Genomic DNA, 12,683 nt, shown 5'->3' on the forward strand with positions numbered 1-12,683 from the left:
CACCGAAGTCGAGGCCGTCTACTACCGTCAACACCAGCCAACCCCGGCTGGAGCAGTCAACTGATCGAGTCTCCACCGAACCCGGGGCGGTTCACGGGCGAGCTTCAGCCCGGCGCTGCGTTCATCGCCGGAGCACTCGTCGCACTCCAACCCATGGCCTTCGACGACCTGTTCAAGGTGGTTCCCCAACCGAACGACACCCTCACGTGAGCGCCCCGAGGCACGCGGCCACACAGCTGCGCCACGAACTGACAACCTCCCCACACCGCCACCGATTCGACACCGACCGCGTCCTCACGACACTGCACGCGGTGCTGGACGAGCCTGAGACGGCGGTTGCCCTGCTGGCCGAGATCTGGCCCGCCACGCCACCCGACGCCGGCCCCGACTTCGTTCACCGGTTGAGCGACATCGGAGCCCAGCTGACGGGCGTCCTGCCCACGTCCCTGCTTCTGGCAAAGGCATTGCGCCGGGCCGCCCAGTCCCTGCGCGCGAACGACCAGCTCCACTTCGCCGCCATCCACGGCATGCGCGAACTCGCCATCCACCGACAGCGCGACAACGAGCCCGACGCCACCGCTGAAGCCCTGCACGACCTCGCCCAGACCTACCGCTCCCTCGGCGTGCTCCACAAGGTCATCGGCTGCGCCGACGAAACACTGGAGACCTACCTCCTGCACCACCACCAGCCAGGCATCGCACGAACACTCACCCACCTCGGCGCCCTCATGATCGAAGCCCACCGACACGACTCCGCCATCACCTACCTCACCCGAGCCGACAAGGCCTACGCACAACTACCCGAACCCACCACACACGCCGAATCCCTGGTCCTACTCGGCCAAGCCCAGTACCTGTCCGGCGACCACCACACTGCCGACCGCACCCTCAACCGCGCCCTCTCCCTGATCATCCGTCTCGACGACCGCGCAGCGCGAAAGGTCCGAGCCCTCGTCGCGGAGACCCGACCTGCATAAGTAGCTGTTTTCGTCCTGCTGGGGTGGATGAGTCGTCGGCTGGTGATACGGATCGCGGACCAGCGGACCATCGCCTCGTAGTGGCGACGCTGGCAGGGCTGGCCGAGTCGGGCGCGGTGGTCCTGATCATCGACCGGACCTACCCGTTGTCCGAGGCGAGCACTGAACACCTCGACAGGAATTCATCGGCGCCCAACAAGGCGACTATCTCCAGCAAGGGACCTGCCATGCCAGCAGGCTCCAGCCGGTCGGCGTGCTCGACGGAAATCGACCAGGTCGCTGCCACCGTCACCTGGTGCGAGTCCGGCAGTGCCTCATCCTCGCAACACCGCAGCCAACCGCCTGTGACGATCGGTCAACCGCTCCAGCTAGGCGGCGGACGACAGGTCCCGGTCGAGCATGTACGCGGCGACTTGGGCCAATGCCAACGGCAGGTATCCCAGCGCCGTAGCAAAGCTCGACCTTGTCCTGCAGCAGGTACGTACGTTCGCCTACCACGCCGGTCAGATATGCACGCGCCTCAGCCTCAGCGCCGCCCCTACGCCGAGGAACCGACGGCCATGCCCACGCGGCGCGGCGTCGCGTCGCCGAGTTGTCACCACAACGCGTCCGGTGCCCGAGATCGGCGGCCACATCTCCGCGAGGTCACTGGGGCGACCGAACATCGTCGAGCACCCACTAGCCACCGCACCGAGGCGCTCGCCAACCAGTCGAGCAACGGGCGGGCGCCGTCTCCAGGATCAGCGTCCTCGATGCCGGTGAGGTCGGCGGCGACTCGGGCGAAGGCAGACGCGATCGCGTCCCGTGATCCGGCTGAGACCCACACGAGCAGGTCGACCTCAGCGGCGGCCCACCGACGTCAGTCAGCCGTTGGTTCGCCCCGACAAACCGAACGCGGCAAGACCGCCAGAAGATCGACGCCGTCCCCACGGCCGCGATAGCGGTAGGCGGCTAGAAGTTGCGTGGAGCGAGGGTCAGGGCGTCTGGGCGGATGGTGGTGATGGGCTGACATCCTGCCGGGTTGAAGGCTTGGCGGGCGTGCTCCAACTCGAACCCCGATACTCATCGAACCCGAGTTCCTTTTTGGCCTCGATGAGCACCCAGGACATCTCGTCCACGACCGACCAGACCCGATCATGCAGGAAATCCCACCCCCGCTCTTCCGGGGTGCAGAGATCGTGCGCCACCATCGCGATCTCGTACCACGCGTTCATGGCGGTGTGCTGAAGCTCGCCGCCGCTGACCAGTTCCAGCACGCCAAGGGCTTCGGCGGCCGCCTGTTGAGCTTCGATCACCGACTGGCGCATCTCGTTGGTAAGCTGCGGACGGTCATAGTCGATCGCCTGGACGATCTCCTGCATGACGCCCTCCCAGAGACGAACACGGCCGACGTACTGGGCTACCGCCCGGACGGTTTCCGCGCGGCGCTCCATTTCTTTGTCGTGGATGCGTTGTCGTTCCTCCCGCTCCCGGTCACGAGCCCAACGCACATCCTCCCGGGCCCGCTCACGTCGCGCGTTGATCAGTTGCCCGAGCACGACACCGACGATTCCGAAGATCCCGGCAAGCAACGCGACCACGATCGGCACCCATACGGACACCTGTCCTGACTGCATGATCGAACCCTAGGAACGACCGCGCCCACCGCACTGCGGATCGTGTTCCGTTCACCCGACTGGTGGAGTTGGTCGTCTGATCTCCGCGAAGTTCGAGCTGTCCTCTGTCCAGTGGGTGGCGCGGTTGGCACATCTGCACAACGCCCAGCTCCTCGAACTCGAACTGCTCGACGCCTATTACGCAGGCGAACAGTCCTTGTCGTGCGTGCACCTGGAACCGATCCGCAGGTTGGACTGACCAGGCTCAACTGGCCCAGCTGGTCGTAGACGCGTTGGAGGAGCGGTTGGACCTCACCAGTTTCCGGCCGGGAGGGCAGCACGCCGCAGACCGCGAGCCTTGGCAGATCTGGCAGGCCAACCGCCTGGACCTGAACGTCGAACAAGCCCGTCCGCGAGCGTGCACCGCTGCCGGTACAGTTCCGAAAACCGGTGCTCACCGGGCGGTGACCGTCCGACGGAGCCAGCGGCTCCCCTCGTCGTGGAAAACCCGGAGAACCAGTCGGGCGACCAGAGCATTGCCAAGGCGATACTGAACCCAATCGCCAGCGCCGTCGCCAGCCGATGGCCAAGCTGTGCGAACATCGCCTTCGGTCCGTTCGTGGTCCGCTCTTCGTCCTGGTCGAGTGGTGGAAGCGGAACGGTTCGTGTGTGCGGACCGACCTCAGTACTCGAGGGACGGCGAACACGACGCACCTGGCACGCTGCGGCTCGCAACCGGCCAGACACGTTCTGCCCAGTCCAGGCGATCATGTCGAACTCGCCCAGTTCGGCCAGCGCGGTGAACTGGTGATCGGCCGAGGCCACGGAGAACGTTTGACAGCCGCGAGCATGGGCGTAGCGGGCGTGCGACAGCAGCGCGGTCAGCCGCGTCCGCGCCTGGGGTGACCAACCATGTGGGTATCCGCCCTGTCCGACAACCCGACCACTCCCGTCGACGCCGCTGCTACTCCGGCTCGTGTCGGATCTCTTCCTCGGTCCACGTCCCATCATGATCGTGATCCCGCGGCTCAGCGACGAGGACGATCGCTACATGGCTGCGGTCTACCGGGTGTGTTCCCAGCAAGCTGGTGGGCTGGCGCCCGGCCGTTGTTCGCTGCACTCAGGGTATGGCCGAGTAACGGCTTCATCGGTAGCGCTTGCAGTCCGTGGCTATGGCATAGAGGCGTGCGCGAGGAAGGTTCACCCCCTCGTCGAGGAGAAAACAACGGCGACCTGAAGCCTCTTAGCTACGCGGTTATGTTACGCCAGTTTCACGACGTAAACGTCTTTCAGTCGCCTTTTGGTGAAGCTGGACACCACTCCGGCTTTTTTGAGGCGATCGAGGACCGTTCGATGCGAGTGATCAGAACTCACCTCGAACTTGTCCTGGGCGCGACTCGTCAGGTTGCTGTAAGGGTCCCCCAGTTCGGTCAATACCATGACGAGTTCAGTCGCATCCACCAGAGGCGCCGCAGATGCAAGCAGCTTCAACGTAAGGCCTTGATCCTTGGTGGCAGCAGCGATCCGGCGAACTTGATTCGCGGCGAGATTCCGCCGTTGAGAAAAAGCATACTGGCCGGCGGCCGAGAGTGAAGCTGCATCGTCGGGAACGTAACGTTCAAAGTCGCTGATGACCTGGTACTTGGCTTGCGAAGGACTCACCCGACTGCCGAGAAGGTCCGGGATGAACTCGCTGACGAGGTCGGGATTCATGAACTCGACAAACTTCTTCGATTTGGCAATGGCAGGTTCGATCGTGGCCCATCCTCCACTTCGGAAATGCATGAACGATTCCAGGGAATCTTCAACCAAGTTGTGATCCAATAGGAGTGCCAGGAGATCGCCAGTGACTGATTCGATCGCTGCAGGCGACATGTATTCCTCGGGATCCAGACTCGCCGCGAGGTTCACCCTATGACTAGACTCGGGGATGAACTCGGTCGCGTTGAGTATGTCGATGGCAACATTCGCCTTCGCAGTCTCGCCCTCGCCAGCGCTCTCTATGCTTCCGCTGCGTACAAGCAGTTCGGCAAGCCTTTGGTCGATAGACCCAATCGCTTTGCTGTAGGCCAGTACATTCCGGACAGTCGCGCGGAACAGGTGGTGCGTAGCAAGGTCCGGCCAGCATGGCTCGGGAATGGAATCCAAGTGCTCAAGTTGACTGTCGGGTGCAGCCGTCGCAATCAGCTCACGGAGGTGGTCCATTCCCCAAACTTCGGATAGTTCGGTCAAGGCCTCGGCAAGAGCAGTCTCTGTGTGGACCGAGTACTGAGTAAGCTCATCGTTCCGTACTGCGATGAGATACTCGTTCGGGGAACGTCGGCAACGGTCCAGTACGTCCGGGTGTTCGCGCACTCGATCGTAACTGATGTCACCGCTCACATCTAGTGCCACCCGCAGGTTGTCTGCTGTGAGGCGGTACAGATCGTGGTGGACGATGCAGTCGCGCATCGCATTGTCTAGTATTGCCAGTTCGGGAAGGACGGCGCCGAGCTCTTCCATGAACGCAACGACCTTTGCGGCTACGGAGTCGTCTTGGCGATGTGTGAAGGCCTCCATCTCCGAGTAGTTCGCGATGATGAAGTCGCAAACCTTACGATTCAGTTCGTAAATGTCGACGCGGTTAGCCGCGCGAAGCGCACTGTCAACGAGGGCAGGTCGTATGTCGACAGGGATTCCCTCCTCTAGAGCTAGGTACGCGAAGACCTCCGACCAAGGGCGCCTGCTCAGCAGTGCAGCAAAGGCCGCCCTCTCCTGGCCAGAGTTGAAGTATGATTCGAGGAACTTCTGCTCTTGTCTCCCGAAGTTGGACGCGATGGTATCGGCAATGTGCTCCGCCCGCGCATCGTTCTCTTTAAGGAGGTAGTCAAGGAGTTGCGTGTTGTACGCGCTAATCGTGCGACTGAACTCCTCCGGTGCCTCATTGAGTAGATTCTTGATCGCTTCGGGTCCAGTAAAGGTGTAGTCGATGTCCATCTGGTTTACCTGAACGGTCCGCACGATGAACGTTGCTACGTCGACCCCAGTGAAGTGTCCGTAGAATACTGCCGCGTACAGTGCAAAGTTCCGGTCGAGGTAGCCGTGTCGCACGAGATCTCTAGCCAACTTCGACTTCATCGTCGTATCGACGAGATCTATGAAATTCTTGTCGCTGTTCCCGAGTGGGAGAGTGAACCTGCTTTCGCGCATAAGATCCTTGAAGTCGGCTCCGCGCAAGAATGCTACATCGTCGTCAAGCTGCTTGAGTGCGGCTTGAGCGGCCTGCTCGTCATATTCGAACCACTGGTCCGCGTCGACTGCTTCCGGGAAGAGAGCAGTGATCAACCCGCGGTCCAAGTTGCCAACAGGATGAGTACTGGGACCTGATTGGGCAATGATCGAGATGTGGCCCGCCTCGGTAAGCTTGACCCAGAACTCGTATGACGTTACTTCTTGTGAAGTATAATCTTCAGACCCGGTACTGAACCGAACAGACGGCCAACCTGCATGACCCGTCGAAGCCTTTACGGCCACCCAGACGGCGATTAGTCGATTGCCAATCCGCTCGGCCGTCAAAGCCCTTGTTTGATATCTGACTACTCCTGCCAGGACGTTGCGTTTGCGCCTTTCACACTCGTCGATGGATTCGCGCACAAGCTTGCGGTGTAGATCGTAAAGCTCGTCCAGGTCGCTGCTGCGGTGTGAAATTCGTTCGAAGTCATTGAGATGGAAGTTCTTATACGCAACAAGTGCGAAAAGATTGCTGGAAGTAAGTCCGGGAGCGGTTTTATCCGACACGAGCAGGCGCTCAGCGAACACGGAATACTCGTTGCAGATGTTTCTCAGCAACCGCATGTCGGTGGCGTGTCGAGCAACTAGGGCTACTAGCGGGCGTTCGATGCCCGCCACCCCTCGATTTTTAAGCAGTTCATCAAGGAGTTCGCGCGCGTTGCGGTGCGAAATGAACGGAACAACCGGAATCACAACATCGAAGAATTTTGTGCGATTCGCACGCACGACCTCGATAGCTGCAGCGTCGTCCTGCGACTTCTCCGTGTCGGAGCCCAGCTTCTCGAACAAGCTGTCCTTGATGGCGTAGATGAACCGAAGTGGATTTCCCTTGAGGCGCTTGGGTGTCTGATTGAGGAGTGTATTAAGTTCGCGCAGAGCCTCGAAAATGTGTGGATCGTCGAACCGGTCAAGGTCTTCGAAGATCACAACCTCGGGGAAGACCTTGTCGAAGAAGTAGACGATCTCTTCCAGATACTCATCAAAGTAGGTCGAGCTACGGGGTGATAGCTTCACGGCGGCCCCGGCTGCTGAAACGTCGGACACAACGAAGCGACCGTGAACGATCAGTAGTAGAGTGGCCACAATGACGATGGCACCGCTGGCGAGCCCTAGCCACGATAGGCCGGGAATCCACCAGGGCTTTCCCGGCCCTGTCCCGACCGTGTTGGGTAGCAGTTTCAGAAGCCATAGCATTCCGCCGACGATGCCGACGGCAATTGCCGCCCTGATTGCCGCACGTGTACGAGAAAGTGAGACAATGCGATTGAAGCGCGAGAAGCGAAAGTCTCTCGGACTCGCTCGATAAATGAGCTGCTTGACAAGTTCCTTCTGGATTCGATTGGTTAGAGTGGATCCCTCGGGCCTGACGTCCTCCGATCTTGCCTCAACCGCCCTTGCCTCCTCCGAGCTTGGGCCGAGCGTGGAAATTGTGATACGGAGCGTCTTTTTCTTAGGTTTGAATGCCTTACGTAGGGACTTCTTGTTCGTGGACTCGAACTCGTCGAGAACGCTGGACTTGCCCGTCCCGTACCCGGCCAGTAAGTGCGATATTACGGTTCCGCGGGTCCGCTACCGCCTCGTGGAGGTGTCGAAGATACGTCGCGTGTTGGTCAGCAACGTAGCGTGATGCCAAGGACTCCAGCGTAGCGGCCTGGGGGGCGGGAATGGACGCCGTCGAGCCTGACCTGTTGGTGATGCCGCCAGGCGCTCCAACATCGCGGCCGCCCTCGGACACGTTGTCGGGCGACACATTGTTAGGTGTGGTCATCCAGGTCCTCTGTACCTCTCCATTCGCACCCGTCCACCTGACCAAACCACCCCGGTGCCGGTGGCTCGTGCGGGCCACCGACATCAGGACGGCAGGGCACCCTGCCGTTGCGCGAGGTCGAGCAGGACGTCGACTCGCAGGGCCGTTGTTCCGACGGTGTGGAACAGACGCATCACCGCCTGGTTGTTCCACTCGGCACTACCCGGTCCCTCCAGAGCCTTGAGCAGCCGCCGCGGCTCGGGATTCACGTGCACCAGGCCACCGCCGTAGAGCATGGCCTCGGCGACCTCCCAGTCCGTGTAGACCCGGTCCGGTGGAGTTTCGCCCTTCCTCCACGTGCCGGTCGTGGCGAACAGCACGCTCTTGCTCGCCCTCTTGTAATCCACCCGCAGGTCGTCGAATCCCTTGGCGATCAACGGATCGGTGCACCCCTGCCTGAACTGTCCGAAGCAGACGAGGAGGGAGACCATGTCACGCTGGGACAGGAACGGGCGCAGCACCGAGGCCAGGTAGTGCTGCTGGTCCTCGGTGGCCGGCGGGAACAGGAACCGACTCCCCTGCGGCGAGGCGAGCATCGTGAACGAGAACGAGTAGACCGCGGTCGCGAACAGCGGGTGGGCGCGCACCTTCGCGGCCTGCACGCGGAACGCCTCCACCCGCTCGCCCACGCCGACCTGGTCATGCGGCTTCCTGCCCATGGCCGGGCAACGTACGCCCGCCCACCGACAAAAGCACCCCGGATACCACGGCGAACAGCCGCCGGTCACCGTCCCAGGCACCGCACCACGCAGCGGGCGTCCGGTCCGACGCCGCGCAGCGTCGCCGAGGACAGGCCGCGCTGCCACTCCAACCCCACGAACCCCAAACCGGGGTGCATGGTCGACAGCCCCGAGCGGTACCGCGCGGAGCGGTACGGCAGTCAAGCCCGGGCCGTGGTCGATGCCCGTTGACGGCTCATCGCGAAGCCGTGGCGGTCGGGTGGCTGCCTTCGACGTGCGTGGCTGGAAGGATGGGCGCGGGGTCGGCGTGGTCGGCCCTGTCAGGCCGGTGGTGAGCGGGCCAGGGTCAAGCTGGCCCGCTCACCACCGGTTGCGCCTCGACCACCTGCAGTGGGTTGGTCGGGGTTACACGGTGGCGCTGCACACGCAGACGCCGTCCGGGCTCGCGGCGCACGTGCTGACGTCGCCCTGCCCGCCGACGACCGTGTCGAGCTCGGTGTCGGTCAGCTCCAGGATCTTCTCCATGATGGGTTCACCTCCTTCCGTTGCCGTGGGTGGTCTCCGCTGTCGCGGAGGTGGCTGGTGTGGGCACCTGCGGTGCGGTCGCGGGCTGGTCGAGTTGTGCGGTGACCAGCGCGGTGTAGTGCCCGTCGCGGGTGAGCAGCTGGTCGTGGGTGCCGGTTTCGACCAGGCGGCCGTCGTGCAGGACGAGGATCTGGTCGGCGTCGCGGACGGTGCTCAGCCGGTGGGCAATGACGATCTGGGTGCACCGCTGGTCGGCGAGGTTGCGGTGGACGCGGGCCTCGGTGACGGCGTCGAGGTGGCTGGTGGCCTCGTCGAGCAGCAGCACCGTGGGGCGGCGCACGAGGGCGCGGGTCAGGGCGAGGCGTTGGCGCTGCCCGCCGGACAGGCCGGTGCCGCGTTGGGCCAGGCGGGTGGCGTAGCCCTGGGGCATGGCGCTGATCTCGTCGTGCAGACCGGCCAGGCGCGCGGCCCGCACGATCTCCTCGTCGGGGATCGCCGGGTCGTGCAGGGTGATGTTGTCGCGGATGGTGCCGCTGAACACGAACGGCTCCTGCAACACCACACCGATCTGGCCGCGCAACGCGCGCGGATCAAGGCTGCCGATGTCGTGGCCGTCGAAGCGGATGGTGCCCGCCGTGGGGGCGTAGAGGCCGAGCAGGAGCATGCCGAGCGTGGTCTTGCCCGATCCGGTGGAGCCGACGACGGCGACGCGCTGACCGGGGCTGATGGCGACGGTGACGTCGTGCAGGACGGCGGGGCTGTAGGGGTCGTAGCCGAAGCCGACCCGGTCGAGTTCGATCGCCCCCCGCAGCCGCGGCGCCGTGTCCTCGGAGGGCTCGGGCCGCGGTTCCGTGGCGGTGTCGAGCACGTCGGCGAGGCGTTGCAGCTGCGCGCCCGCCAGTTGCAGGCGTTGACTGTTGGCCGCGACCGAGGCCAACGGGGTGAGGATCGCGGCGGCCAGCCAGGTGACCGCGAGCATGGTGCCCGCTGACAGGGTGCCGTCGAGCACCCGGGTCAGGCACAGCCACAGCACCAGCAGCGGCGTCACGAAGCGCAATGTGGAGGTGACCGCGTCGATGGTGGAGGCGAGGTAGCCGCGGCGCAGGGTGACCGAAGTCCAGGTGGACACCAGGGTCGACAACCGGCCCATGGCGCGGTCCTCCGCCGCGGCGGCCTTGACGGTGGACATGCCTTCGAGCATCTCCACCAGGTAGCCCTGAGCCTCGGACTGCGTGGCCAGGTCCAACGCCATCCGTTCGCGCACCACCCTGGTGGTGCTCCACAACAGCACCACCACGGCGACGGCGACCGCCAGCACCGCGAGCGCCACGGTCAGGTCGACGAAGAACAACAGGCCCAAGTAGGTCAGCACCAGCACGGCGTCGAGCAGCGAACCGAGGGTCTGCCCGGTCATCAGCTCGCGCAGCATCGCGATGCTGCCGAACCTGGTCACCAGGTCGCCGGTGCTGCGTTGCTCGAAGAACCGCATCGGCAGCCGCAGCAGGTGCGCGCTGAACCCGAGCAGGGCCTGGGTGTCGAGCCTGCCCTGCAACGCGACCAGCAACGCCGCCCGTAGCAGGCCGGTGACCAGTTGCGCGACGGCCACGACCAGCACGCCCACGCCGAGCAGGGTCATCAGCGAGGAGTCCCGCAGGGTGGCCGTCTCGTCGATGACGAGCTTGGTGGCCAGCGGCATCGCGACCACGAGCGCCTGCGCGACCAGGCTGACCAGCAGTACCTGCGCCAGCAGGCCACGTGTGCCGGGCAGGGCGAGCAGCGAGCGCAGATAGCGGCGCCAGAACGGTTCCACGCGCCGACCGCCGGGCTTCGCGCCCTCACCGGGCCGGATGCTGAGCACGACCTTGCCCAGCCCGGCGGAGAACTCCGACGGCGACAGCCGTCGCCGTCCGAGCCGGGGGTCCACCAGGTCGACGCCGCGGTCGGAGACCCGTTCCACGACGACGAAGTGGTCGTCCTCCCAGTGCGCGATCAGCGGCAGCGGCACCTGCTCGAACACCGCCGAGACCGCCGGGTAGCCAGCTGCCCGCATACCCAGTTGCCTGGCGGCGCGGACCATGACACCGGCGCTGATCCCGTCACGCCCGACCGGGCACAACCGCCGCACCTCCTGCGGCGAGATCACGTGGCCGTGGCGGTTGAGCACCATGGTCAGGCACGCGACCCCGCACTCGGCGCGGCTGGCCTGCAACACCACCGGCACCCTGCGCCGCCCGGGTCTGGCGAGGACGGGCATCACAGGACCGTCCCGATCGCCACCGCGATACCGGCCAGGACCAGCAGCACCGCTGTGAGGACGAGCCAGGTCCGGCGCACGGCCGCGGGACGCGCCTGAGCGGGAAGCAGCTCCTCGGCCGGGCCGGGGAGCCACCGCGCGGCGTCGTCACCGAACAGGAGTCGGTCGGCACCGACGGCGTCCGGTAGCGCGGCGGAGGGGGTGGTCGACGGCATCACACGTCCTCGACCTGCTCGACCGGCGGATCGGTCTGTGCCTGCGGTGACAGCGGCTGCGACGGCGCGTCGCCGAGGTCGATCACGGTGCCCAGCCGGCGCATGGCCTCGCGGTCCACCGAGTAGTAGGCCCAGCTGCCCCGCTGTTGGCGGTGCAGGAGTCCGGCGCCGACGAGTTGCTTGAGGTGGTGGCTGATCGTGGACTGGGGCATGCCCATCGCGACCTGGATGTCGTAGACGCAGGCCGCGAACGGGCTGGACACCAGCAGGTTCATCAACTGCACCCGGGTCGGGTGCGCCAGGGCTTTGAACACGACCGACAGGTCGTTGGCCTGTTCGTGCGACAGACGTGGGGCGGTGAGCGGAACACTGCAATGGGGTGCGCCCGACGACCGCGTCTCCACGATCTCCAAGCCGATGACCCGCCCAGCGGTTGTCACGAGCCGTCCACCCCCGACATCGAATACCGTCGATCCCTAAGGGGATCGAACTCCGTCGATGTGACCGAGAGTAGGCCCGGAGTGGCGGGCCGCGCAATCCCCTGGCACTGCCGACTGGTCAAGAGCCAGGTGTCAGGGGACCGCGCGGGGTCAGGCCGCTAGGCGAACTGGGCCAGCTTGCTCTCGTAGAACTGCTTCATGCCGGCGTTGGCCTGCACGGTGACCTTGAGCGCCTCGACGAACTCGTCGACCTTGGCGCCCGGCAGCACGGCCAGCATCCGGTCGGCCGCGATGCCGGTGAACGTGCGCATGCCGATGCAGCCCAGCGCCATGCGCGGCTGCCCGGTGTCCATCGCCAGCGCCAGCGCGGTGCACCCGGGACGTCCGGACACCTGACCCGCCTCCGCGGTCCAGTTCGCGTTGCCGGACGCCTCGTTGTAGATCATCGCCTGCGCCGGGGTGAGCCACAGCAGCACCACGTCCGGCTCGACCGGCAGGTCGGCCAACGGCCCGTAGACCACGCCCGTACCCGCCTTGCGCACCGACGGGATCCTCGCCACCTCCGACATCTCCAGGTACCGGGCGTCGCACATCGACTGCACCAGGCCGCCCAGCTCGGCGTTGACCTCGTCGGGCATCTCGAAGCCCATCACCATGGACCCCACCGGACAGTTGAAGTGCTCCGCGGCCTCGGCGTAGAAGACCCCCTTCTCCGCCACACGCCACATCGCACAGCTGGACGGCACCGGCCGACCGGTGTCGACAACACCCTCCGGCCGCGCCTCCACCTTCGACAGCGCCACCGGTGGCAGGTCCAGCGACAGCAACTCGGTCAACGCGGTGGCCAGCTCGGAATGACTCATCACTTCGTCCTCTTCTTTTCATTCCATGCCATGACGAATCAAGCGCGCCACGACAAA

At 64.7% G+C, this 12,683-nt stretch carries 8 protein-coding genes and 1 pseudogene; 2 read left to right on the forward strand and 7 right to left on the reverse strand.

Annotated features, from left to right (window positions below):
- Positions 1-210: pseudogene (locus AB0K14_RS30660) on the forward strand (hypothetical protein); the annotation flags it as partial.
- 101 nt (positions 211-311) lie between these two features.
- Positions 312-977 (forward strand): tetratricopeptide repeat protein, encoded by a 666-nt coding sequence (locus tag AB0K14_RS30665; RefSeq protein WP_360456496.1) that lies wholly within the window; start codon positions 312-314, stop codon positions 975-977.
- 974 nt (positions 978-1,951) lie between these two features.
- Here AB0K14_RS30665 and AB0K14_RS30670 read toward each other — a convergent pair.
- From AB0K14_RS30670 to AB0K14_RS30700, 7 genes are all read right to left on the reverse strand, one after another.
- The gene (locus AB0K14_RS30670; RefSeq protein WP_364339484.1) at positions 1,952-2,566 is read right to left on the reverse strand and encodes a hypothetical protein; all 615 of its coding nucleotides are present in this window, start codon (positions 2,564-2,566) and stop codon (positions 1,952-1,954) included.
- Positions 2,567-3,832: 1,266 nt separating this feature from the next.
- Positions 3,833-7,393, reverse strand: coding sequence for a hypothetical protein (locus AB0K14_RS30675; protein ID WP_360456813.1), 3,561 nt, complete (start codon positions 7,391-7,393; stop codon positions 3,833-3,835).
- A 300-nt stretch (positions 7,394-7,693) separates the two neighbouring features.
- Positions 7,694-8,308 carry a hypothetical protein gene (locus AB0K14_RS30680; protein ID WP_360456501.1) on the reverse strand — a complete coding sequence of 205 codons (615 nt, stop codon included), beginning with the start codon at positions 8,306-8,308 and terminating at the stop codon, positions 7,694-7,696.
- Positions 8,309-8,861: 553 nt separating this feature from the next.
- On the reverse strand, positions 8,862-11,108 hold the full coding sequence (locus AB0K14_RS30685; protein ID WP_360456504.1) for a peptidase domain-containing ABC transporter: 2,247 nt from the start codon (positions 11,106-11,108) through the stop codon (positions 8,862-8,864).
- Positions 11,108-11,323, reverse strand: a complete 216-nt coding sequence (locus tag AB0K14_RS30690) for a hypothetical protein (protein WP_360456507.1) — start codon at positions 11,321-11,323, stop codon at positions 11,108-11,110. The genes AB0K14_RS30685 and AB0K14_RS30690 overlap by 1 nt, the downstream gene beginning before the upstream one ends.
- Entirely contained in the window at positions 11,323-11,763 is a 441-nt protein-coding gene (locus AB0K14_RS30695; RefSeq protein ID WP_360456510.1) for a metalloregulator ArsR/SmtB family transcription factor, read from the reverse strand. Before AB0K14_RS30695 ends, AB0K14_RS30690 begins: the two co-directional genes overlap by 1 nt.
- A 158-nt stretch (positions 11,764-11,921) precedes the next feature.
- Positions 11,922-12,626: a DUF169 domain-containing protein gene (locus AB0K14_RS30700; RefSeq protein WP_360456513.1), complete on the reverse strand. Its 705-nt coding sequence runs from the start codon at positions 12,624-12,626 to the stop codon at positions 11,922-11,924.
- Between the last annotated feature and the right edge of the window lie 57 nt (positions 12,627-12,683).

The organism is Actinosynnema sp. NPDC050801 (assembly GCF_040673975.1).
Classification (GTDB): domain Bacteria; phylum Actinomycetota; class Actinomycetes; order Mycobacteriales; family Pseudonocardiaceae; genus Actinosynnema.